Consider the following 22724-nt stretch of genomic DNA (forward strand, 5'->3'; position numbering starts at 1 on the left):
CAATATTTTTCCAAAATTTTTACCCCGAAGCGTTCATGAATCATCCACGAATTTTAATCGAGATCATTTTATCAATCTCTCTACTTTTGGTTACAGCTAGTAACCTTGCCCAAACAAAAGAGACTAAAGTTATCCCTCCCGGAACAATTTGGGTTAAAGCTCAGCAATATGTTGACAATGTTCCCGTCACGAATATTATGTACCTGGAATACCTGAATATGATGAGTGATTATGAAACTTCAGATTATGATGATTTTCAATCTTTCCTTAAAACTGAATATGCAGATCCTGATAAAGGAATATTAATTGAAATTCCACTTAAATCCCCGGAGGTAGTACTGGAATATGACAGGTATACCCAGCCTGGGGGCATGAACAAACCGGTCTTAATTTCCCATGCAGAAGCCGAGAACTTTTGCGCCTGGAGAACAAAGTTTGTAAACCATCATTTTTCAGTTGCTAATGATGTGCAAAAAAATGCCATGGCAGGAAAAATTGAATATCGTCTACCAACATCGGCCGAACTAAAACAGTTTAAAGCGCTGTTTAAAAAACGGAAGAATTACAAATATTTTAGAAGGAAAGAAAAAGATCTAAACTTCTATGAATCCAGATATATTGTATTAGGCTTGCCAGAATATACCGCCGACTTCGAAACATCAAATCTTACTAAAAATAGGGAAATGGGGTTTAGATGTGTTTGTGAGATCAATGAGTAATTTGAAGTCTAATAGAGTAGAATCGCTAGAGCTTTTATATTTTTTCAAGAGCGCTTATCTAAAAGCATTCAATTTCTTACTTTGGCGGCTTCATAACAATGGTAAATGAGCGACAAGCTGGCGCGAAAAAAGCAGGCAAAATTATTACGGAACTTTAGAAAGGTTCATAGAACCACCGGTGCCTTATTATTTGTATTTTTCTTTATTATCTCCATTTCCGGCGGAATATTAGGCTGGAAAAAAGACAGTAATGGTATCATTTTACCCGAAACCCAAAAAGGTAGCTCTGTCACTTTGGAGGATTGGCTTCCTATAGCCGAATTAGAAGAAAAGGCTATCAGGTTTTTTGAAGATTCAGTGTCCACTCAGTTAAATTCAGAAATTAGTCGGATTGATCTTCGTAAGGAAAAAGGCATTGCCAAATTCCTTTTTGAAGCCAATTATTATGAAATTCAGCTGGATGGAGCGACAGGTAAATTACTAAGCCTTGGAAAAAGAAATTCAGATCTCGTGGAAAATATTCATGATGGTTCCATTTTAGATAGTTTTTTTGGAACTGATGGTGTATTTAAACTTATCTATACCAGCATAATGGGTACGGCCTTATTGATCTTCACCATTACCGGATTCTGGCTTTGGTATGGACCAAAAAAAATGCGCAACCGGTCTCGTAAAAACCGGTCAGGCATATAGATTTGTATGAATTAGCATATCAGGGAATTTCCACACGGACAATCCCAAAGTATGTTCTCAATCTTTAAAACATGCGCCACTAGCTTATTTGCGCACCATCTTTACAAGCTCCGCTTTATAAACCCATTTAAGTTCACGATTAGAAATGCCGGAACTCATTTTCTTTTGTTGTTCTGCGGTTAAACCGGGTTTGAAATTCATTGATTTCATATGTTGTTCCCAATTATCAAACATATTCACTGAAATATGGGAAGTGTAAGAATCGGTTCCTTCGGGTAACAACACCTTTAATAGTTGCCATTCTCCCATAGCTCCGCTATCTACATGTTTTTGATACATGCTTTTAGTGGATTCCATTTCAGCTTTTTCATAGGAATCCTGTTGTCCTTCTTTCACTTTCATTAAATCCATGGAAAGGATCATCCCGGGTTTCATTTCAAATTTCCCAACGGTTCGGTCCATTACTTTAATAAATAGTCTAACCGCCAGATTTCTTGAACTTCCTGCCAGATTAATCCGGTTATCAATTTCTTCATCACTAAGATCTGGATAGGCCATTTTTGCACTCTCCAGAATACCATCTCCGGCGCGCATCATCTTCAAAGGACTATCAAAGATAGTTACCGTTAAATATTGATATCCCTGATCTTCTCCTCCTGGTAAAAGCCTCCAAAGATCCCAACCAATTATATCGTCGCTGGCCACTCTTTGTTCATGAATCTTTTCCCAAAAATTTTCAGTCTCCATATAAAATGGTTCCTGGGAGTTATCAACCCCCATAAATTCAAAAGTTAAATAGGTATCAGATTGGGCCTGGCTAAAATTGCAACATAGCAATACGAATATTAAACTTAGTAATCGTTTCATAATAACTGGTTTTTAGAATCACTTATAAAGATATTAAATAAGAGCCAATTATTTGATTAACAGTAAATTATATTGAAAATGATTTTTATTATGGATTAATCTGGCCCGCCAAGGTCTATTAACCGGAGATTGACTGGTTTTTTACAATCTCAATTTTAAGCCTGTCAAGTCTCTTATAAAGAAGGTCAGGTTTTAGGGTGCTAAGAGGAGATCAATGTTTGGAAATATCTCTGTCTACCACCTGATAATTAATATAATTTTTCTTCATCCACAGGTAAGCGAAGCAATCAAGAAGAGGTTTTATAAGGCGATTCCTTAATCCGAATTTAGCTTTCCCTGCAATTCTTGGATAATGACGAATAGGGATTTGTGTAACCCTTCCCCCCTGCAGTAAAACCATTGCCGGTAGAAATCTATGCAAACCTTTAAACATAGGTATTCTTTGGGCATATTCAGTTTTTATGATCTTTAAGGGACAGCCGGTATCATACATACCATCCTGGGTAAAAAGATTGCGGATGTTATTGGCGATCGTGGATGTTATGTTCTTTTTAAAAGAATCCTTTCTCTGGTTTCTATAACCATTAACCAGATCAAAATTTCCTATTTCTTTAAGCAGTACCTCAAAGTCAAATGGATCTGTTTGCAAATCTGAATCTATATATCCCGTTAAACTGGTATCCACATGATCAAAACCTGCTTTGATAGCTGCGGATAGTCCGGCATTTTTTAGAAAAGATATATAGTTAAAATTGCTATTCCTTGCGCAGATTGATTTAACCAGGTCCAGGCTTTTATCTGTCGAGCCATCGTTTACAAAAAGAATTTTGGTAGGAACACTGGATTTTTCGACATACTCACCAAGCTTCTTCTCAACCCTTAACAAATTTTCTTCTTCGTTAAATAAAGGAACTATAATGGTAAGCTTATCCATATGTCAGGTAGAATTTTTGGTAAAGTATGTTTTCTAATAAAGAAGCCAAATATAGATATATTGTAAGAAAGCGTGGATAGAAGTCTAATGGATAAATTTCAGGAGGTTTCTATCTGCTGATGTTCACCTTCCCATCAATTATATTTTGATATTTTTATTTCAAGATGATTGAACTTATTCCCTTCCATTTTTAAAAGGCAGCTTACTCCTTAAATTTCACTAACTTTAACTAATTGAGCATAAACTATTTAGCTGTATAAGTTTTTAAAGTATTCTTTCTAATAAAGCTAAGTCTTTGCACTTAAAAATCTCAAAAGCATGAAGATACCAAACCCGAATGTGATAAAATCTTCAGGCGAGAGAGTGAGATTCTCAATTAAAAAACTTAGAAATTCGTTATTAAAGAGCGGAGCAAGTAAACCTATGGTTAGCTCGATTATTAATATGATAAAGAAGGATCTCCATCAAAAGATTTCCACTTCAGAACTTTATCAAAAAGCATTCGATTTACTTAAAGAATATAATGGTGCCTTCGCCTCCCGGTATAAACTTAAAAAATCCCTGTATGAATTGGGACCTTCGGGCTTTCCTTTTGAAAAATTTGTTTCAGAAGTATTGAAATGCGAAGGGTATAAAACCAAGCTAAATCAGCAAATGCAGGGAAAATGTGTCTCACATGAAGTAGATATTCTGGCAGAACGAAATTCTGAGAATTTTTTAATTGAATGTAAATTTCGCAGCGATGAAGGCCGTAAGTGTGATGTAAAAGTTCCTCTGTACATCCATGCCAGATTTGAAGATATAAATGCATCCATTCATAAAAATAAAAGCTTTCGAGGCTGGTTAATAACCAATACTCATTTTACCAAAGATGCCATTGATTATGGTGAATGTATGGGTCTAAAATTACTAAGCTGGGATTATCCGGTTAATCATGGTTTAAAAGAACTTATTGATAAACATCATGCTTATCCCATAACCAGTTCAACCTTATTGACCTCTGAAGAAAAGATCAACCTCTTATTAAAAAATATAATATTAGGTAAAGAATTAGTAAATAAGCCGGGTTTACTCGATCCCGCAAAATTTTCTGAAGAAAGAAAGGAAAAGATTTTAAAGGAGTTCGGTTCACTTTGTAATACCGCAGTCGCAGATGAGAAATAAATTAAAAATAACGTTTTTAGGAGCTGCAGGTACTGTCACCGGTTCTAAATTCTATCTGGAGCATGAGAACCTGAAGATAATGATAGATTGCGGCCTTTTCCAGGGCCTTAAGGAATTAAGACTTCACAACTGGGAAAATTTACCCTTGGATGTTTCCCAACTGGATTATGTAATTCTTACCCATGGTCACCTTGATCATACCGGATATCTTCCAAGACTCATTCAGCAGGGATTTCAGGGTACCATTTTAGGCAGCATGCCAAGCCTTGAAATAGCCGAAATCATTTTAAAGGACACAGCCAAAATTCAGGAAGAAGAAGCAAAAAGAGCGAATGATGAGCATTATACGAAACATTCTCCTGCCCTGCCACTGTATACCAGCAAAGAAGTTTTAAAGACCCTTGAATTATTTAAGAGTGTAGAAATGGAAACCTGGATCGAACTCGCCCCGGAGATCAAATTTAAATTTTCACCCGCCGGTCATATCTTAGGTGCCTGTTTTATAAGCTTAGACATTCACGGGAAAATCTTCCTGTTCTCGGGTGATCTTGGAAGAAATAAGGATGTGCTTCTTGAGGCTCCCGCTAAACCTGAATGGGCAGATTATTTCTTTTTGGAAAGTACTTATGGCAATAAAATCCACCCCCAAGAAGATATTGAAGCTATCCTTACAGAGCTTATTAAAGATACTATAAAGGAGCGGGAAATTTTACTAATTGCCTCCTTCGCAGTGGAGCGATTACAAATCCTGATATATTTATTATGGGAATTATTTAAAAAGAATAAAGCTCCGGAAATTCCGGTTTTTATTGATAGCCCAATGGGAATAAACGCTTTCCATATTTTTAGCAGATATCCCGAATATCACAAATTAACTCAGGCAGATTTTGAAGCAATGAAAAACCGGTTTGAACTGGTTTCCTCTTTCGGTAGAACCTGGGAGATCATTGATAAAAATGAACCCAGGATCGTTATTGCCGGAAGCGGAATGCTAACCGGAGGAAGAATACTTACTTACCTTAAACAATTTATTGATGTAGAAAGCACCCGGGTGGTACTTTCCGGCTATCAGGCAGAAGGTACGCGCGGCAGACAACTGCAGGATGGATTATCTGAAATCAAGATTCAGGGAAAATATTTCCCTGTAAAAGCAAAAGTCATTACTCTGGAAGGTCTCTCTGCGCATGCCGATCAAAAGGAACTATTGGAATGGTGTAAACATATCAAGAACGTTCCAGAACAAGTTTTTCTTATCCATGGGGAGAAACATGTAAGTGATGCATTTAGAGTAAAACTGGAATCTGAATTAAACTGGAACGTTAAGCTCCCTAAGCTGTATGACGAAATTGAGATAGATATGTAAAATCTGGAGACCTAAATTTTTTTACAAAATACTTATATTTAGAAGTTTATAATTCTTAAATCCATAATTTCATGCGCTACCTGTCCTTTATAATACTCCTGTTCATTTCAAATTACACATATTCACAAAAGGAAATTCTTTCACCTGAAATTCAGATAAAAACCGCCGTTCTTGCGGCGCCGGAAAGCAAGCGAAGTGGTGCGGCGGTTTATGGCTACAACAAAGACGGAAAAATCACACTGCTCAAAAAAGGTACAAATAATATGATTTGCGTTGCCGACAATCCGGAATTCGATGGAATCCAGGTTGCCTGCTACAGTGACAAGCTGGAAGCTTTTATGGCAAGAGGCAGGGAATTAACCGAAAAGGGTAAATCTGAAATTGATAAAAGAAAAATTAGGGCCGCAGAAGTTGAATCTGGTAAATTAAAAATGCCGGATACGCCCAGTACCTTATATGTATATTCTGGCAGTGAAGATGATTATGATCGCAAAACCGGAATTTTGGAGAATGGGAAGTACCGCTACGTAGTTTATATCCCTTTTGCGACTCCGGAATCAACCGGCTTACCTATTAAACCAGAAGCTCCCGGAATGCCGTGGATAATGGACCCCGGCACTCATCGTGCACATATAATGATAAGTCCGGTTGCTAATTAATTTCTACCAGGATTGAGGTTACTTCACAAGTCTTTGAAATTATCCCCTAACAAGAGCTAAATTTTTTAATCCAGAATTAATAAACGTAACATTCAATAAACACTTTTTTATTTCAGCTGAATAAAAAAAGCGGTTCAAATAGTGAACCGCTTTTAATTTTTGTCGGGATGACAGGATTTGAACCTGCGACCCCACGCCCCCCAGGCGTATACGCTACCAGACTGCGCCACATCCCGAGTAATAACTTTCGTAAAACCGATTAAAAAACTCTTAGATTCTTTATTGTCCCGGTTTCACAAGGCTGCAAATTAACTTGGTTTATTTTTAATTTCAAAAAGTTTGTCAAAAAAACATACTTCCTTTCCAATTGGTCTCCAAACGATCAAAAAACAGTCTATGCGTTGCAATCCCAACCATCACCAGCTCTTAGGAAATTAGATATGTTTGGCTTAAATAATTCTTCATTATTACTATCTTCACAGCGATTTACCCAAATCCCTTTTCATGCTTAAAAATAGTTTTTTCGTAGTTTTCTTTATGATTTCCCTTCTGGCAACCAGCCAGGAAATTAAAGAGACCAATACCGATAGTTTATATTTTAAAAGTCTTAGATCCTACAAAAAACAGGATTTCCAAACCTCGTTAAAACTTGCTAATAAAGGTCTGCAATTAGCACCCGAATACCATGATATAAGAATTCTCCGCATCAGGGATTACTGGGCGCTTAATATGCTATTAAATGCCTCGAAAGACCTGGAATTCCTACTGGAGAAAGCTCCGGATTATCCCGGAGTCAGGGAAATGGTGTTAAAACAAACCCGGTTTTTAAAAGATCCGGTTGAAGCGCTAAAGTATATCGATAAAATCGAAAAGAAAGATTCTCTCAATCATGATCTAAAGTTATTGAAAGCTCAGCTTTTACTTGAAAACAAGCAACCATCTGAGGCAAGAGAAATTGCTCTGGAATTGTTCAACAATCCTGAGCTGGATAAAAACGACCGCTATGTTCTTCAGAATATTTTAAAACGGACTATTAGTAATGAAATTGGGATCAATTACCAGTACATCAGCTTTAGTGATGATTATAATCGTGAAGACTGGCAAACCATAAGTCCGGAATTCCAGCATTACTTCAATAAAACAGCCGTAATTGCCCGTTTAAATTATACTAACCGGGTTTCGAAAGACGGTATTTTATATGAGCTGGAAGCTTACCCGGTATTCAGCGATAAAGTTTATGCCTTTGTAAACGTTGGAATCTCAGATGGCAATCTATATCCAAATCTCCGAACCCAGGCCTCCATATTTTTCAATATTTTTAAAATTCTGGAACTGGAAACCGGAGGTCGTTTGCTTCACTTTTCTGAAAATGACTATTTCTCAGGGGTTCTTGGGATGACCATGTATCAGGGTAAGTTTTATCTGAATACCAGAGTTTTTCTTGGACCTGAATTTGGAGACCGACTCATTCAAAATTATCAGTTCAACCTTAGATACTATTTGAATAATGTTGATAATTACTTCTTCCTACGGTTAGGTACGGGAATTTCTCCAGACCAACGGGCCATTTTCACTCAGGTACAAAAATATCCGGATCTAAACGCTTATTACTCCAACTTAGGAATAAACTTTAGCATAGGCCCCCGCCATATTATACAGCTGGGTGCAGGGTACTTATTTGAAGAAATCAATACAAAAGATGAAGGTGACCAGGTTGTGGGTAGCCTGGGTTACAGATTCAGATTTTAGGATTCTGAAACTTTAAATCCTTTTCTGGTCATGGTTCCCCAACCGGATTTGATCTTAAAGATCTTTTTATAATACCCCAACATTTGCCCGTATACCAAAACCGGGTGGTAAAGAAATGGTTCCAGGTAAGCAGCAAGACAAAGCTCCACCACTTGTTTTGGCTTTTTATAATGGTCAAAATTTTTCACATACATAAATATTGCGGCGGTTGAAAATATGCAACCCACCAGATAAACTGCTGTGAAAAGTAAAATGGCCATTGGCCAGTTGATCATCCCGAAAAAGGCAAACGCGATAATAAAAATGATCCCCAGAAATTCGATTATAGGAGCTCCAAACTCAAAGAATAACCAGTACGGGAAGTAAAATATTCCCATATACCTATACTTAGGGTTAAAAAATAATTTTTTGTGAATTTTCAACGTTTCCCATAAACCACGAGCCCATCTGTCTCTTTGTTTTATAAGGATCTTATAATCTGGCGGACCTTCTGTCCAGCAAAGAGTTTCCGGAAGATAGACAACCTTATAGGGCAATTTTAATTCTTCCATCAAACTTCGTAGTCTGATACAAAGTTCAAGATCCTCTCCTACGGTTTTAGCATCGAATCCTCCTACCTCTATCACCCTTTTTCGGGGATACATACCAAAAGCACCAGATACCAGCATCAAGCCGTTGATCTCACTCCAGGCCATTCTCCCAAGAAGGAAGGCCCGTATATATTCCACGACCTGTACCATAGGTACAAGATTTTCCGGAAGACGAAGTTCTTTTAAAACCCCGTTCCTGATTACTGAATCGTTTGCAATTCCTATTCCCCCTCCACAGGCTATGATCTCTTTTTCACCTTCTTCAAGGTAAGGTCTCACCATTTTTAATAATGCATCCTGTTCTATAATACAATCGGCATCTGTACATACAACCAGTTCTGAGGTTGCAAAGTTTATACCTGCATTCAAAGCATCTGCCCGGCCGCCATTGTTCTTATCAAGCACTGTAAGATGGGTATATCTGGAATCTCTGCTTCGATAGATATATTTTACCGTTGCAGTTGGGATAGGTTGAGTGATAAAAGTGGCATCGCTTCGCACCAGATCGAATTCCCTGATTAATTTCTCCAGAGAATCATCTTTACTCCCATCATTAACCAGAATCAATTCATAATATGGATATTGAATGGAAAGCAATGACTTTACATTTTCGATGATGGTCATCCCTTCATTATAGGCTGGTGCAATTACAGAAACTGAAGGTATATCTGTCGCACTAACAATATCATTAACCTGTAAGAAAAGTGATTTCTTTTTAGTTCGGGCTATAGCTCTGTTGGCAAGAAAAACACCTGCGAAATAGATGGACATTAAACATATCCCGTAGAAAAAGAAAAAGTAGTTCGCAGTTAAAAAAACTACCTCACTACTAAAAAAACTTTCAAAACTACTCCACATAAAGTTGATTATTGGCCGCGTACTGTTTATAATAGAATTCCTGTACCTTTTCTTTGTAGCCGTTATTCCACAAAATTTCGGCTATACTTAATTTTAATTCATCATTGGGGCCATACAGATGCTCCAGGTAGAAATCCAGATCAACCTCTGTGTTTTCAGCAATATATTTTAAAAGCTGACCTTGCTGAGTTGGATTTGCGATCTTATTATAAATTTCTTTCACTTTTTCCATTTTACTACGTGAAAGCGCGAAAGATTTAATACAATATATGGCAGTTTCTCTTACTTCATAATCCGTATGACCCAAATGTTCCAGAATATAATCGGTTTCTGAATGAAGCATATATTTTCTAATAATACGCATCAGTAATTTCTTGGCAAATAATTTTTCGGTTTTATAACCTTTCCGCAACCATTTAAGATCTGGTTGAGGATATAAATCATATAATTTTTCCACGATTTTTATTTGCTGCCAAAGGCTCATTTTCCGTTTTAGATAAGGAAGAAACCGAAGCGATTCCCAACCTAAAAAAACTACAAGTGCAATTTGTGCTTCCCTTCTAACAAAAATGTTCTTATGATCCTGAAATTTAAAGATCTTATCCAAATACTGGGATTGATCCATTTCATAGATCTCTCTTATTCCTCTTGCTCTCCTGTACCAGTTCCAACTGTTGATTTTTTCAAACGAAGCGTTATAGGGTGGGATTTGAGTATATAAAGTTTTAAGCTTATAGTAATTACTTCCCAGGATGGTTCGCTGGGTGCGAATCATCAACCGGATTAAGAATTGAATATTATTCTTATTACCTTCCTTTATACCAACATTGCGCAACGACCTTTGTATCTCGGTTAAAGTCAAGGGATCATTAGGGTCGTTGTATAAATACCGACTTACAATATCTGCAAAAGTAGCTTCTATAAGTTCTAAACGGGAGGTTCTTCTTTTTCGATAAAACATGCTGTAAGCTATAGAACCCCAGCAGAAAAAAAGACCACCCAGTATAAACGCTATAAAATAAAGTAAGGTCTCTTCATTCATTTGTAGGTTTGTATAATAGCTTCAATTTCATCCAGATCCAGAGGCACCGCAAAAAATCCTGCAATTCCCTTAAGGGCAAAGATCTCCTGCTTGATTTTATCCTGACCCATATTGGTCAAAACCAACAAATTTTTATGAGGAATGATTTCCTGAACCTGGGCAACAAATTCCAGGGGTGCAATACCTTCGAACAGGATATCTGTGATAATAAAATCAAAATTGGTTTGCTGATCCTCAATGTTCAACGAATCCAGTGACCGAATCGCTTTACATTCGAAATTATTGAGTTTCACCAGTCTTTCCAGAATCTTAAGGATAATTAAATCCTCTTGAATCACCAGAACTTTCCTCATTCGAATTTATTTGCGCTAAAATATAATAAAATCATAGGTTTCTTTATCCTTCACTAAGCATCTGAGACATTTAGCCTAAATTCCCGGCAATGAATAAGAAAATCCTTACAATATTAATATACATTCCCCAGCTTGTTGTCTCTTACACAAGAATACAAATATTTAAAATTTATTTATTCATAATAGCCGAAAGAATTCAGGGATCTTCTACCCAATCTTAAGGAAATTTCCCCACTCCCGGTATAAAAATTTTCTATATAGTTTTTACTTCGGCTAATCTTAATTACCAGAAAATTTATAAGATCACCATGATTACAGCTAAACCATACTTTAGTTTCATTGGTCGACACTACCGGCAACTATATCGAATTTGTAGAAAAGCAGTGCCTATTTTTCCAATATTTGAAGGAACCTAGAACCTATGGTATTTAAAATGCGCCGAAGATTAAATATTCTTTTTATCGAGGATGATGAGATAGAAGTAATGAAACTTACACGTACTCTCAAGCGGATGGAAGAAAAACATATCGTAAAAAATGCCCATAACGGTGAGGTAGCATTGGATATACTTGAAAAAAAAGATCAATTACCGGATATTATTTTACTTGATCTCAATATGCCTAAAATTAATGGAATAGAGTTTCTACGCATTTTAAAAAAAGACGAAACCCTTAAATATATTCCAACCATCGTACTTACAACTTCGAATAACCGGAGTGATGTGAAGGAATGTTTTAATATTGGAATTTCCGGCTATATAATAAAGCCTCTAAAATATGAGGATTACGTAAGTAAACTTACTTCAGTACTTACCTATTGGAGTCAGAATGAGTTAATAAAAGTTTAGTTCATTAAAATTTTAAAAATACCCTACATCCCGTTATTTCTGGTTTGAGAACAAAATTCAGTAATCTAAAAATTCCGGGTTAAACAGAACACTCTCCCTACGAGTGTTCTTTTATTTAAACTTAAGGTAAACAAGGGTATACGATGATAGAATTCAAAACCTCCCTTGCTTAAATATATAGGAAATCAAAAATTAGTTTGGTTTTTCACGTACTTAATATTGATTTTATTCAATAATTTTAAGAGATATGCAGTTAAATAAAAATGTTAAAGATCTGGAAATTGCCCTTCAAAGTGAGCGGGCGGCCAGAATAGCTGCTGAAGCTGATCTTAAAACCAAATCTGAGCAGTTAGAAAAAATTTCTGCAGAATTAAGTAAATATAAATCTCAGGAGCTCCAAAATCAAAAATCAACTGAATTAAAAGGTGTTTTTGAAAATATTACCGATGCTTTTGTGGTCATGGAACTTTCAGGCGAGGTAATAAATATGAATCAGGCTGCCATAGAACTTCTGGGCTACGATTATAAGGAAGAGCCTTTTAATTTAATCTCTCTCGTAAAGCCGGATTATATAGATTATACTTTCGAGGCCTTTAAAGAACTATTGATTCATGGCAAGTTTAATAACTATCGGGCAGAGATCACTACCAGGGATGGGGAAGAAAAAACCGTCCATATAAACACCAGTATTATTTATAATTCTCAGGCAGAACCAGTTGCTGCCCAGGGAATTGCCCGTGACATCACGCAGGAATCCAAACTTAAACAGTTGTTGATTGAGCAGAAACAACAATTAGACATAATCTATAAAAACTCACCAATAGGTGTAGGTCTTGCCAACACTTATTCCGGGGGCCTTATAATGGTTAATAATGCCATGAGTGAGATGTTAGGTTATACTCCCGAAGAGTTTAAAAAAATCACCGTAGACGATATTACCCACCCGGAAGATCTTAAGGCAACTCAAGAGCTTCGGAAAAAAATCTTTGCAGGAGAAATTAACACTTTTACTCTGGAGAAAAGATATTTTAAGAAAAACGGAGGTATTTTATGGGGTAATACCAGTGTAACGGCTGTAAGAGACGAAAAAGACGAACTTAATTTTCTTGTGGCGACACTGGAAGATATTACCGAAAAAAAAGAAGCCAGTAACAAACTTAAGGAGTCTGAAAACAGGATGGCTACGCTCATTATGAATTTACAAACGGGTATAATGTTGGAAGATGAAAACCAAAACATTAGCCTTATCAATCAGAAGTTTTGTGCATTGTTTAAAATAAAGAGTCCGCCGGAGGATTTAAAAGGAATTAGCAGCAAAATAACTTCTGAAATCATACAGGTTTTAATCAAAGATCAAATTGGCTATAAAAATCGAATTTCTCAACTAAAACAAAATAAAACCACAGTTTTAGGGGAAGAATTAAGGTTGACCGATGGAAGGATCCTGGAACTTAATTACATTCCAATATATAATGAGGGTGATTATAACGGGCATTTGTGGAGTTATGATGATGTCACCATTCGCAGGACCTATAAAGAAAGCTTGAAAGCCCAAAAAGAAAAATATAGTAACATAATTGCCAATATGAATCTGGGTCTTCTGGAAATAGACATGAATAACAAAATAATCATGGCTAATCACAGTTTTCTTGATCTAAGCGGGTATTCGAGAGAAGCATTAATTGGAAAAGACCCTGCCCAACTTTTTTCTGCAGATACATACTTTAAACGTAACAATAATGAAGGCCTTTCTAAACAAAGTGAAATTCCAATTGTCACAAAAAAAGGTGATAGCAAGACCTGGTTAGTAAGTAGTGCGCCAAATTACAACATGAATGGTGTCTTAACAGGTTATATTTTTATACACCTGGATATTACCGAAAGGAAGGAGCTTGAAGATAAACAGGTAGAATTATTGAGGAATCTGGAAAATCAAAACGATCAGCTCAATGATTATGCTCATATAGTTTCTCACGATCTTAAGTCCCCGTTGCGCAACATTTCAGCTTTGTTAAGCTGGACTAAAGAAGATTTAACCAATGATCTAAAAGAGGAAAGCCTTAAGAATATAGACCTTATACAGGGGAAAATTGAAAAAATGGACCACCTTATAGAAAATATTCTGAAGTATTCCAGTATAGATCCGCAGAATCTAACCAGCGAAAAAGTAAATGTTCAGGAAGTGGTGGAAGATATCATATCAATGATCTACATTCCCTCCCATATAACCGTAACTATTAAATCCAGACTACCTGTCATTATCGCTGACACCACCAGGATTCAGCAGCTTTTCCAGAATCTTATTATTAACGCAGTAAATTACATCGATAAGGATACCGGAATCGTGGAAATTGATTTAAGCCACTCTAAAACCGAATATATATTCTCTGTAAAAGATAATGGCTGCGGCATACCTAAAGCTTATCACCAGAATATCTATAAGATCTTCCACTCTGTTAGCGATGAAAAAAACTCTGCAGGCATCGGACTTAGTATTGTTAAAAAAATTATTGATCTTTATCACGGTCGAATTTGGTTAGAAAGTGAGCCCGGGGTAGGAACAACGTTCTTTTTCAGTTTAAAAAAAACCACCTAATTTTCTCGGAATTAATTCATTTTACTTTCCATAAATATTTTAAAAAAATTTATGCATAACCGAAAGTCTTCACTAACTTAGTTGAGATGAAGATTAAGTAGGTTGGTTTTATTGGATTTCACGGTAAGTTTAGTCTGAATTTTATTTTTGAAAATGAAGGAATCTCCAAATTTAAATTACATACAGGAACTCTCTGAAGGCAATAAGCAATTTGAGAATAAAATTATAGCTATCATTCAGAGAGAATTACCTGAGGAAATCAAATTATACAAGGAAAAATTAAAGGAAAATAATTTTGATGCGGCCTCCCAAAGTGTTCATAAGATCAAACATAAAATTAGTATTTTAGGCCTCCAAAAAGGTTATTCAATAGCCGAAAGTTTCGAAGCCCAACTCAAAGAAAAGTCTCTGAAACTCCAGGGAGAGTTTAACTCGATTCTGGAAGTTATGCTTGCTTTTATCAAAGGAAAATAATATCTGTTTCAATGGAGTGTATCATAATAGATGATGAAACTACTGCGCGAGCAATAATACATAGGTTAATATCAAACCATGCCCAACTCCATTTGCAGGAGGAATTTTCCAATGCCATGCAGGCAATAAAATACCTTAATCAAAATACTATAGACCTTATTTTTCTAGATATCCATATGCCAGATTTTACCGGCATCGATTTTATTCAAAGTCTTAAAAATCCACCTATGGTTATTTTAACCACCTCAGACAAAAGTTTTGCCAGTGAGGCGTTTGAATATGACTTTATCGTGGATTATCTGGTAAAACCCATTGCAAAAGAAAGATTTGATAAGGCGATACTAAAAGCCTCCGGTTCCAGACCCTTGCCTTCCCTTCTTCCCACCGAATCTGAACCTGAGGAAGCCGAAAGCGGTATTTTATATATCAATATTAACAGAAGGCTTATTAAAATTGACATCTCTTCCATCTATTTAGTTGCGGCCAAAGGAGATTATATTCAGATCAAAACCCATGATCAAAATTACCTGGTGCACTCCACGCTAAAAAAGATTGAAAATAAATTACCCGATGACCAGTTTTTAAAGATCCACAGATCTTTTATTATAAATACCAAATTTATAATTGACATCCAGGACAATAGTGTTTTAATAGAAAAAGACGTAATTCCGGTTAGCCGTAGCAACAGACCCGAACTAATGAAGAGGGTCAACCTGTTATAATCTTTGTATTACTGATTATTACACCTAATATAAATCCCGGATTAGTACTTTTTCTCTACCCTTCAACTAAAACTTCATTTCAGGCTAAACCACTCACCTACAGATGGGCTTTATCCATCTATTCCCAGCCCGTTTCTAACGAATAATAAGAATATCAAGCATAGTAAAGGCTAAATTTACTTTGAAGGAGATGAAAGTGAGACTTTCCCTTTTTTGCCCTAAACACCAGCTCATTATTGCCCGGGATAAAATTTCCGGGCGGTAATGTAGCAACAACAGAAAAATAGATTTAGAGATTACCATATATCATAGGTTGATTCGAATGGATGATGAATAATTGATGAAATCAGTGATAATGATAAGATGGCCGGCTTACATCCCTACTGTAATTGTGAAACATGTTTTGCAAACCGCCGGTTCATCTTATCCTCTTTTTAAAAAGCTCATAGTCACACATATTTTGCAATCTTCATCCTCCCATTGTGGCAAAACTTTTTTTACCGCCTAAAGAAAACCGGTTACAAACCCAAAATTCTCCATAAAAAAAGCCCCAAACTTTCGTTCAGAGCTTCTGTTGGTCGGGGTGGCAGGATTCGAACCTGCGGCCTCCTGCTCCCAAAGCAGGCGCGATAACCGGGCTACGCTACACCCCGAAATGATTCGTTTAAATCATTATTGGGCGGCAAATATAAGAATTATTCATCCTTCACAATGAAAACTTTTAATTTTTTATATCTTAGTTTACTTATTAAAATTGAAAGCTATAAAACTTTGTTATGAAAAGAATATTATTATCGGCAGGAGTACTGCTTAGTCTCTATGCATGTGGAGAAAACAACAATAACTCAGAGACCGCTCACACTGAAGATACTACGGTGACCGACACGGTTAATTCTGCTTCTCAAAATCAACCGGTTCCTGCACCTATCGAGGCCAGTTCTTCCAATAAATATGGTTACGAAATGGTCGTTAATGACCTTCAGATTCCGTGGGGATTTACTTTTCTACCAGACGGGAGCATATTGATCACAGAGAAATCTGGAGAGATCATTCAGTTTAAAGACGGTAAAAAAACCAGTATAAAAGGAGGTCCTGAGGTTTATGATCGCGGTCAGGGCGGACTTTTGGATGTTATATTACACCCCGATTATAAAAATAATGGCTGGATCTATTTTAGCTATGCGTCACCAGAAGGTGAAGGAGATGGCGGGAATACGGCTATAATGAGAGCTAAACTCAGCGGTGACCAATTAACAGACACCAAGGTTATTTATAAGGCCGGACCTAATACTAATAAGGGTCAGCATTTTGGTTCCCGAATGGCTTTTGATAAAGATGGCTTCCTGTATTTTAGTTCCGGAGACAGAGGAAACAGAGATGAGAATCCTCAGGATATCACCAGAGATAATGGGAAAATTTACCGAATAAATCCTGACGGAAGTGTACCTGCAGATAATCCATTCACAAATAAGGAAAATGCAGTTGCTGCTATTTATTCCTACGGGCATCGTAACCCACAGGGGATGATTCTTAATCCCGAAACCGGAGAGATCTGGGTACACGAGCATGGTCCTAAGGGTGGCGACGAAATTAATGTTATCCAGAAAGGTGAAAATTACGGCTGGCCGGTTGTTACTTATGGTGAAAACTATGATGGCACAACAATTACAGAGGAAACCTCGAAGCCTTCCATGAAAGATCCAATTTTCTATTGGCTTCCATCTATTGCTCCTAGTGGTTTCGCATTTGTAACTTCAGAAAAATATCCCGAATTAAAAGGCAATCTATTGGTTGGATCTCTAAAGTTTCAATATCTTGAATTACTGGAGCTCGATGGGAAATCTATAAGCAAACGAACCAAACTTATTGAAGGAGCCGGAAGGATTCGAGATGTACGTCAGGGACCTGACGGAAATATTTATGTAGCCATTGAAGGAAAAGGAATTGCAAAACTAACCAACAATAAATAATATGAAAAAATTGCTTTTTGTACTGGGTTTAACGGCCATGGTCGCTTGTAAATCTGATAAAAAAGAAAATAAAGAAGAAGAGTCTTATACCATTCCTTCTACAGAAAAAACCAGTGAAAAGTCACCTTTGACTGAAAGTATTAAAAGAGGAAAGGATATATATTCAGATCTGTGTGTAACCTGTCACCTCCCTACCGGGAAAGGAATTCCGGGCACCTATCCTCCTCTGGATGGTTCGGATTGGTTAACCGAAAAACGAGAAGCCAGTATTCGTGGAGTTAAATTTGGAATGCAGGGCCCAATTGAGGTAAACGGAGAAAAATATGATAATATCATGACTCCAATGGGACTGAACGACCAGGAAGTTGCAGATGCTCTTAATTATGTTATGAATTCGTGGAGCAATAATATCGATGATATGGTGACGGCTGAAGAAGTTGCTGCCGTTAAAAAAGAAACGGAATAAACCGTTTACAATTTTAAATGAAAAAACCGATCCAAATTAGGGTCGGTTTTTTTATTGAAATTCGTCCGGCTAACTACAAAACCGTTTTAAAAAGTAATATTACCTTTGCAAAAATTTAAGGAACATGCTAATAATAGGTATTGCCGGTGGTACTGGTAGCGGAAAGACTACGGTTGTTAATCAAATTATAGACGAATTAAAACATGAAGAGGTAGATGTAATTTCTCAGGATTCTTACTATCAGGATACTTCTCACCTATCTTTTGAGGACAGAAAGAAGATAAATTTTGATCACCCAAAGTCCATCGATTTTGAATTAATGGCAGAGCACCTTATAGAATTAAAGTCTGGAAAAACTATTCAGCAACCGGTATATTCCTTTAAAGAACATAACAGAACCGGAGAGTTTGTTGAGATTCAACCCAGAAAAGTAGTTATCGTGGAGGGAATTCTTATTCTTACCCATCCCGAGATCAGAGATCTTTTTGATATCAAGATCTACGTTCATGCCGATAGCGATGAGCGCCTTATTAGAAGATTAAAACGTGATATAGCCGACAGGGGACGTGACCTGGAAGAGGTGCTTTGGAGATATCAGACTACCTTAAAGCCAATGCATCAGCAATTTATTGAGCCTACTAAAGAATTTGCTGATATTATTATTCCTACCAACCGTTACAATACAGTAGCTGTTGATATTGTTCAAACAATTATCAAAGAACGATTGACCTAATTTCGTATATTTAAACCCTTATGAAATTCAAGGACCTGCGCAACAAATCCTGGTTTAAGATCATCAGTAACAAATATGTTCTGATAAGCCTGATATTTGCCGGGTGGATGTTCTTTTTAGATACAAATTCCTGGTTCATTCATCATGAACTGGATCAGGAAATTAATGAACTTCAGGATAACAAGGAATTTTATCAGAAAGAAATAGCCAAAGACAAGGCTATTATTGAAAAACTTCAGGACTCGGTAGAACTTGAAAAGTTTGCCCGCCAGAAGTACTATATGAAAAGGCCTAATGAAGAGATCTATATTATTGAGTATGACACGATAGATTAATTTAAAGGCTACTTAAAACTTATTATCAATGGAAAAATTGTTATTTCAGGAATTTGACGAAGTTTCTGCAAAACAATGGAAACAGAAGATCCAGGCCGATCTCAAGGGAGCAGATTATAATGAAAAGCTCATCACCAAAACCCTTCATGGCATAGATATAAAGCCATTTTACTCGGCTGAGGATGTTGATCAAAGCTTAAAAGTAACCAACCCATCCCAGTGGAAGGTCTGTGAAAAGATCTATGTAACTTCTGAAGTTGCAGCCAGAGAAAAAGCCGACGAAAAATTTCAGAAAGGCACCGAGGTAATATCCTTCATTTTACCTAATTCAGAAATCGATTTCGTAAAATTATTTGAAAACTTTCCGCAGGATAAAGAAGCATATCTTTATTGCCAGTTTCTTGATGCTGAATACATTTCCAGGCTAGGAAATTTTATAGCCGATAAAGGTTTAAAGGTCTTTTTACAAACAGATATTATTGGAAATCTCGCCCGTAGCGGTAATTGGTTCAAAAATCTAAAAAGTGATCATCTCCAGTTAGAAAAAATACTGGAAAATTCTTCCGGCTTTCAATCGGTTTTAAGCGCAGATCTGGGATTATTTCAAAACGCAGGAGCAAATATTCCACAACAGCTGGCTTACACCATTGCTCAGCTAACCGAATATTTTAATCATTTGGAACAGTTACCGGAGCAGGTTAAAAAAGAGACGCTTTTCCAAATAAATGTTTCGGTTGGTTCAGATTATTTCTTTGAGATTGCAAAAATCAGGGCTTTAAGATGGTTATTCTCTACTGTGGCTCAGGAATTCAGTTTTAATCCAACATGTCATATTCTTGCTGAACCTACCAAAAGAACCAAAACTTTATACGACTTTAATGTAAACCTTCTCCGCACAACTACAGAAAGTATGAGTGCCGTTTTAGGTGGTGCTGATGTGGTGTGTAACATGCCTTACGATGCGATTTATCATAAAAACAATGAGTTTGGTGACCGCATTGCCCGTAATCAACTTTTAATACTGAAGAACGAAAGTTATTTTGATAAAGTGGGTAACGTGGCTGAAGGTGCTTATTATATTGAAGCTCTTACCAAACAACTGGCAGAACAGGCGCTTGAAATTTTCAAAAAGATCGAAAAAGGCGGTGGATTTTTAAAACAGCTTAAAGAAGGTGTTATCCAGCGAAAGATCAGTGAAAGTGCACAGGAAGAACAAGAAAAATTCAATTCCGGAGAATTAGTCCTTATAGGAACTAATAAATATAAGAATCCTGAAGACCGGATGAGTCACGATATTGAGCTTTATCCCTTTTTAAAGAAAAATCCTCGTAAGACCCTGCTTCAGCCTATTCTGGAAAAAAGATTAAGCGAGGAGCTCGAACAATCCAGACTTGAAGAAGAAAAAACCAATCAGCCAATCCAATAAATCAGGGTTTATGAAACGCAAGGATCTACAGAATCTTAAATTGGCAGACGCTCCAATTTCAATAAAGAAAAGGGAATCCAAAAAAGAAACATTTCAAACCCCGGAAGAGATCGAGATCAAGACCTCTTACTCGGCTGAAGATATTTCACAATCTCAACATCTAAATTTCGCTGCGGGAATTCCGCCATATCTTAGGGGGCCATACTCCACCATGTATGTAAGCCGGCCATGGACAATTCGTCAATATGCCGGATTTTCCACTGCCGAAGAAAGCAATGCTTTTTACCGCAGAAATCTTGCTGCTGGGCAAAAAGGACTTTCGGTAGCTTTTGACCTTCCAACTCACAGAGGTTACGACAGTGATCATGAAAGAGTAGTTGGAGACGTTGGAAAAGCAGGGGTTGCAATCGACTCTGTTGAGGATATGAAGATTCTTTTTGATAAGATTCCACTTGATAAAATGTCGGTTTCCATGACCATGAACGGGGCCGTTCTTCCCATCATGGCTTTTTATATAGTTGCTGCTGAAGAACAGGGCGTAAAACCGGAATTATTATCGGGAACGATTCAAAATGACATTTTGAAGGAGTTTATGGTGAGGAATACTTATATCTACCCTCCTACTCCTTCAATGAAGATCATTTCAGATATATTTGAGTACACTTCTAAAAATATGCCGAAATTTAACAGCATTAGTATTTCGGGATACCATATGCAGGAAGCCGGAGCTACCTGTGATATTGAATTGGCATATACCCTGGCTGATGGTTTGGAATACATTCGTAAAGGCCTGGATGCCGGAATGGAAATAGACAGTTTCGCGCCGAGGTTATCATTTTTCTGGGCAATTGGAATGAATCATTTTATGGAGATCGCCAAGATGCGAGCCGCCCGAATGTTATGGGCGAAACTTGTTAAGCGATTTAACCCTAAAAATCCAAAGTCCTTATCTTTGCGTACCCACTCTCAAACCAGTGGATGGAGTTTAACGGAACAGGATCCGTTTAATAATGTTGCCAGAACTTGCATTGAAGCAGCGGCTGCGGCATTTGGCGGAACCCAAAGTTTACACACCAATGCGCTTGATGAAGCGATTGCTCTACCAACAGATTTTTCGGCGAGAATCGCCCGTAATACCCAGCTATTCCTTCAACAGGAAACCAATATCACTAAAACGGTGGATCCATGGGCCGGAAGTTATTATGTCGAAAAACTAACCGAAGAAATTGCCGAAAAAGCCTGGAAGCTTATCGAAGAAGTTGAAGAACTCGGCGGAATGACCAAAGCTATTGAAGCCGGAATTCCAAAAATGAGAATTGAAGAAGCTGCAGCGAGAAAACAAGCCCGAATTGATAGTGAAACCGACGTTATCGTTGGGGTTAACAAATACCGCCTGGAGAAAGAAGATGAACTGGTAACCCTTGAAGTAGATAACCAGACGGTTAGAAAGCAACAGGTAGCCAGACTGGAAAAAATAAGAGCAACCCGAAATGAAGAAAAAGTACAGGAAGCATTAAATGCACTTACCACAGCTGCTAAAAATGAATCTGGAAATCTTCTCGAACTGGCCGTTACCGCTGCTCGCGAAAGGGCAAGCCTGGGAGAGATCAGCAATGCTCTGGAAGAAGTCTATGGCAGGTATAAAGCAAAAATTCAGTCCTTTAGCGGAGTTTATTCCAAAGAAATGAAAGACAACGATTCCTTTAATAAAGCCAGAGAATTAGCAAATAAATTTGCTGAGATGGAAGGTCGCCGACCTCGAATTATGGTCGCAAAAATGGGTCAGGATGGTCACGATCGTGGAGCAAAAGTTGTAGCAACCGGATATGCCGATCTTGGTTTTGATGTGGATATTGGACCATTATTTCAAACTCCGGCTGAGGCTGCTCAGCAGGCAGTAGAAAACGATGTTCATATTCTTGGAGTTTCCTCCCTTGCCGCTGGACATAAAACTCTGGTTCCTCAGGTAATAGAAGAACTAAAAAAACGTGGTCGCGAAGATATCATGGTAATCGTGGGAGGTGTAATCCCTTCACAGGATTATCAGTTCCTTTTTGACGCCGGTGCAGTTGCGGTCTTTGGACCGGGAACCAAAATAAGCGATGCTGCCATTCAGCTGCTTGACATATTAATTGATGAATAAACCAACTTAGCTTCACTGCAA

21 protein-coding genes, 2 tRNA genes and 1 pseudogene are annotated in these 22724 nt (G+C 37.3%); 16 read left to right on the forward strand and 8 right to left on the reverse strand.

Features of this window, described 5'->3' with window-relative positions; all coding sequences use genetic code 11:
• Positions 1–35: 35 nt before the first annotated feature.
• Entirely contained in the window at positions 36–719 is a 684-nt protein-coding gene (locus ACNKXV_RS11075; RefSeq protein ID WP_417907800.1) for a hypothetical protein, read from the forward strand.
• A 105-nt stretch (positions 720–824) separates the two neighbouring features.
• The gene (locus tag ACNKXV_RS11080) at positions 825–1412 is read left to right on the forward strand and encodes a PepSY domain-containing protein (protein WP_417907801.1); all 588 of its coding nucleotides are present in this window, start codon (positions 825–827) and stop codon (positions 1410–1412) included.
• Positions 1413–1496: 84 nt separating this feature from the next.
• On the opposite strand, the gene ACNKXV_RS11085 is transcribed toward ACNKXV_RS11080, so the two are convergent.
• Together ACNKXV_RS11085 and ACNKXV_RS11090 are read right to left on the reverse strand one after the other, a co-directional pair.
• Positions 1497–2279, reverse strand: a complete 783-nt coding sequence (locus tag ACNKXV_RS11085) for a hypothetical protein (protein WP_417907802.1) — start codon at positions 2277–2279, stop codon at positions 1497–1499.
• Positions 2280–2490: 211 nt separating this feature from the next.
• Entirely contained in the window at positions 2491–3213 is a 723-nt protein-coding gene (locus tag ACNKXV_RS11090) for a glycosyltransferase family 2 protein (RefSeq protein ID WP_417907803.1), read from the reverse strand.
• A 318-nt stretch (positions 3214–3531) separates the two neighbouring features.
• Between ACNKXV_RS11090 and ACNKXV_RS11095 the strand changes: the two genes are divergently transcribed.
• The 3 genes from ACNKXV_RS11095 to ACNKXV_RS11105 all read left to right on the forward strand — a co-directional run bounded on the left by ACNKXV_RS11095 (position 3532) and on the right by ACNKXV_RS11105 (position 6399).
• Entirely contained in the window at positions 3532–4377 is an 846-nt protein-coding gene (locus ACNKXV_RS11095; protein ID WP_417907804.1) for a restriction endonuclease, read from the forward strand.
• Positions 4367–5740 carry an MBL fold metallo-hydrolase RNA specificity domain-containing protein gene (locus tag ACNKXV_RS11100; RefSeq protein ID WP_417907805.1) on the forward strand — a complete coding sequence of 458 codons (1374 nt, stop codon included), beginning with the start codon at positions 4367–4369 and terminating at the stop codon, positions 5738–5740. Before ACNKXV_RS11095 ends, ACNKXV_RS11100 begins: the two co-directional genes overlap by 11 nt.
• Positions 5741–5811: 71 nt before the next feature.
• On the forward strand, positions 5812–6399 hold the full coding sequence (locus tag ACNKXV_RS11105) for a hypothetical protein (RefSeq protein ID WP_417907806.1): 588 nt from the start codon (positions 5812–5814) through the stop codon (positions 6397–6399).
• A 162-nt stretch (positions 6400–6561) separates the two neighbouring features.
• On the opposite strand, the gene ACNKXV_RS11110 is transcribed toward ACNKXV_RS11105, so the two are convergent.
• A tRNA-Pro gene (locus ACNKXV_RS11110) sits at positions 6562–6635 on the reverse strand.
• A gap of 268 nt (positions 6636–6903) precedes the next feature.
• Here ACNKXV_RS11110 and ACNKXV_RS11115 point away from each other — a divergent pair.
• On the forward strand, positions 6904–8148 hold the full coding sequence (locus ACNKXV_RS11115) for a YaiO family outer membrane beta-barrel protein (protein WP_417907807.1): 1245 nt from the start codon (positions 6904–6906) through the stop codon (positions 8146–8148).
• Here the strand turns inward: ACNKXV_RS11115 and ACNKXV_RS11120 are convergent.
• From ACNKXV_RS11120 to ACNKXV_RS11135, 4 genes are all read right to left on the reverse strand, one after another.
• Positions 8145–9596 (reverse strand): glycosyltransferase family 2 protein, encoded by a 1452-nt coding sequence (locus ACNKXV_RS11120; RefSeq protein ID WP_417907808.1) that lies wholly within the window; start codon positions 9594–9596, stop codon positions 8145–8147. The two genes, ACNKXV_RS11115 and ACNKXV_RS11120, sit on opposite strands and share 4 nt — an antisense overlap.
• Positions 9586–10638 carry a hypothetical protein gene (locus ACNKXV_RS11125; protein WP_417907809.1) on the reverse strand — a complete coding sequence of 351 codons (1053 nt, stop codon included), beginning with the start codon at positions 10636–10638 and terminating at the stop codon, positions 9586–9588. Before ACNKXV_RS11125 ends, ACNKXV_RS11120 begins: the two co-directional genes overlap by 11 nt.
• A complete protein-coding gene (locus ACNKXV_RS11130; RefSeq protein ID WP_417907810.1) occupies positions 10635–10991 on the reverse strand; it encodes a response regulator in 357 nt (118 codons plus the stop codon). Before ACNKXV_RS11130 ends, ACNKXV_RS11125 begins: the two co-directional genes overlap by 4 nt.
• Positions 10992–11164: 173 nt before the next feature.
• Positions 11165–11350: a hypothetical protein gene (locus tag ACNKXV_RS11135; RefSeq protein WP_417907811.1), complete on the reverse strand. Its 186-nt coding sequence runs from the start codon at positions 11348–11350 to the stop codon at positions 11165–11167.
• 74 nt (positions 11351–11424) lie between these two features.
• Here ACNKXV_RS11135 and ACNKXV_RS11140 point away from each other — a divergent pair, with 74 nt between their 5' ends.
• The 4 genes from ACNKXV_RS11140 to ACNKXV_RS11155 all read left to right on the forward strand — a co-directional run bounded on the left by ACNKXV_RS11140 (position 11425) and on the right by ACNKXV_RS11155 (position 15630).
• Positions 11425–11838 (forward strand): response regulator, encoded by a 414-nt coding sequence (locus tag ACNKXV_RS11140; RefSeq protein WP_417907812.1) that lies wholly within the window; start codon positions 11425–11427, stop codon positions 11836–11838.
• A gap of 247 nt (positions 11839–12085) precedes the next feature.
• Positions 12086–14434, forward strand: a complete 2349-nt coding sequence (locus ACNKXV_RS11145) for a PAS domain S-box protein (protein ID WP_417907813.1) — start codon at positions 12086–12088, stop codon at positions 14432–14434.
• Between the two features lie 153 nt (positions 14435–14587).
• On the forward strand, positions 14588–14908 hold the full coding sequence (locus tag ACNKXV_RS11150; RefSeq protein WP_417907966.1) for an Hpt domain-containing protein: 321 nt from the start codon (positions 14588–14590) through the stop codon (positions 14906–14908).
• A gap of 11 nt (positions 14909–14919) precedes the next feature.
• Positions 14920–15630, forward strand: coding sequence for a LytR/AlgR family response regulator transcription factor (locus tag ACNKXV_RS11155; protein WP_417907814.1), 711 nt, complete (start codon positions 14920–14922; stop codon positions 15628–15630).
• A gap of 575 nt (positions 15631–16205) precedes the next feature.
• On the opposite strand, the gene ACNKXV_RS11160 is transcribed toward ACNKXV_RS11155, so the two are convergent.
• Positions 16206–16283 (reverse strand) — tRNA-Pro (locus ACNKXV_RS11160).
• A 123-nt stretch (positions 16284–16406) separates the two neighbouring features.
• Between ACNKXV_RS11160 and ACNKXV_RS11165 the strand changes: the two genes are divergently transcribed.
• The 6 genes and pseudogenes from ACNKXV_RS11165 (at position 16407) to scpA (ending at position 22703) form a co-directional block, all read left to right on the forward strand.
• Complete coding sequence (locus tag ACNKXV_RS11165; RefSeq protein WP_417907815.1) at positions 16407–17600, forward strand: PQQ-dependent sugar dehydrogenase; 1194 nt, start codon at positions 16407–16409, stop codon at positions 17598–17600.
• A 1-nt stretch (position 17601) separates the two neighbouring features.
• A complete protein-coding gene (locus tag ACNKXV_RS11170; RefSeq protein ID WP_417907816.1) occupies positions 17602–18066 on the forward strand; it encodes a c-type cytochrome in 465 nt (154 codons plus the stop codon).
• Between the two features lie 115 nt (positions 18067–18181).
• A pseudogene (gene udk, locus ACNKXV_RS11175) lies at positions 18182–18799 on the forward strand (uridine kinase); the annotation flags it as partial.
• 20 nt (positions 18800–18819) lie between these two features.
• Complete coding sequence (locus ACNKXV_RS11180) at positions 18820–19134, forward strand: FtsB family cell division protein (protein WP_417907817.1); 315 nt, start codon at positions 18820–18822, stop codon at positions 19132–19134.
• Between the two features lie 28 nt (positions 19135–19162).
• Positions 19163–20560, forward strand: a complete 1398-nt coding sequence (locus tag ACNKXV_RS11185; RefSeq protein WP_417907818.1) for a methylmalonyl-CoA mutase subunit beta — start codon at positions 19163–19165, stop codon at positions 20558–20560.
• Positions 20561–20570: 10 nt separating this feature from the next.
• Positions 20571–22703, forward strand: coding sequence for a methylmalonyl-CoA mutase (scpA, locus tag ACNKXV_RS11190; RefSeq protein ID WP_417907819.1), 2133 nt, complete (start codon positions 20571–20573; stop codon positions 22701–22703).
• The last annotated feature ends 21 nt before the right edge of the window (positions 22704–22724 follow it).

The organism is Christiangramia aquimixticola, assembly GCF_048285835.1.
GTDB classification, from domain to species: domain Bacteria; phylum Bacteroidota; class Bacteroidia; order Flavobacteriales; family Flavobacteriaceae; genus Christiangramia; species Christiangramia aquimixticola.

Coding starts and splice junctions, on each gene's coding strand:
- ACNKXV_RS11075 (WP_417907800.1), top strand. CDS start 36: ATGAATCATCCACGAATTTTAATCGAGATCATTTTATCAATCTCTCTA.
- ACNKXV_RS11080 (WP_417907801.1), top strand. CDS start 825: ATGAGCGACAAGCTGGCGCGAAAAAAGCAGGCAAAATTATTACGGAAC.
- ACNKXV_RS11085 (WP_417907802.1), bottom strand. CDS start 2,279: ATGAAACGATTACTAAGTTTAATATTCGTATTGCTATGTTGCAATTTT.
- ACNKXV_RS11090 (WP_417907803.1), bottom strand. CDS start 3,213: ATGGATAAGCTTACCATTATAGTTCCTTTATTTAACGAAGAAGAAAAT.
- ACNKXV_RS11095 (WP_417907804.1), top strand. CDS start 3,532: ATGAAGATACCAAACCCGAATGTGATAAAATCTTCAGGCGAGAGAGTG.
- ACNKXV_RS11100 (WP_417907805.1), top strand. CDS start 4,367: ATGAGAAATAAATTAAAAATAACGTTTTTAGGAGCTGCAGGTACTGTC.
- ACNKXV_RS11105 (WP_417907806.1), top strand. CDS start 5,812: ATGCGCTACCTGTCCTTTATAATACTCCTGTTCATTTCAAATTACACA.
- ACNKXV_RS11115 (WP_417907807.1), top strand. CDS start 6,904: ATGCTTAAAAATAGTTTTTTCGTAGTTTTCTTTATGATTTCCCTTCTG.
- ACNKXV_RS11120 (WP_417907808.1), bottom strand. CDS start 9,596: ATGTGGAGTAGTTTTGAAAGTTTTTTTAGTAGTGAGGTAGTTTTTTTA.
- ACNKXV_RS11125 (WP_417907809.1), bottom strand. CDS start 10,638: ATGAATGAAGAGACCTTACTTTATTTTATAGCGTTTATACTGGGTGGT.
- ACNKXV_RS11130 (WP_417907810.1), bottom strand. CDS start 10,991: ATGAGGAAAGTTCTGGTGATTCAAGAGGATTTAATTATCCTTAAGATT.
- ACNKXV_RS11140 (WP_417907812.1), top strand. CDS start 11,425: ATGCGCCGAAGATTAAATATTCTTTTTATCGAGGATGATGAGATAGAA.
- ACNKXV_RS11145 (WP_417907813.1), top strand. CDS start 12,086: ATGCAGTTAAATAAAAATGTTAAAGATCTGGAAATTGCCCTTCAAAGT.
- ACNKXV_RS11150 (WP_417907966.1), top strand. CDS start 14,588: ATGAAGGAATCTCCAAATTTAAATTACATACAGGAACTCTCTGAAGGC.
- ACNKXV_RS11155 (WP_417907814.1), top strand. CDS start 14,920: ATGGAGTGTATCATAATAGATGATGAAACTACTGCGCGAGCAATAATA.
- ACNKXV_RS11165 (WP_417907815.1), top strand. CDS start 16,407: ATGAAAAGAATATTATTATCGGCAGGAGTACTGCTTAGTCTCTATGCA.
- ACNKXV_RS11170 (WP_417907816.1), top strand. CDS start 17,602: ATGAAAAAATTGCTTTTTGTACTGGGTTTAACGGCCATGGTCGCTTGT.
- ACNKXV_RS11180 (WP_417907817.1), top strand. CDS start 18,820: ATGAAATTCAAGGACCTGCGCAACAAATCCTGGTTTAAGATCATCAGT.
- ACNKXV_RS11185 (WP_417907818.1), top strand. CDS start 19,163: ATGGAAAAATTGTTATTTCAGGAATTTGACGAAGTTTCTGCAAAACAA.
- scpA (WP_417907819.1), top strand. CDS start 20,571: ATGAAACGCAAGGATCTACAGAATCTTAAATTGGCAGACGCTCCAATT.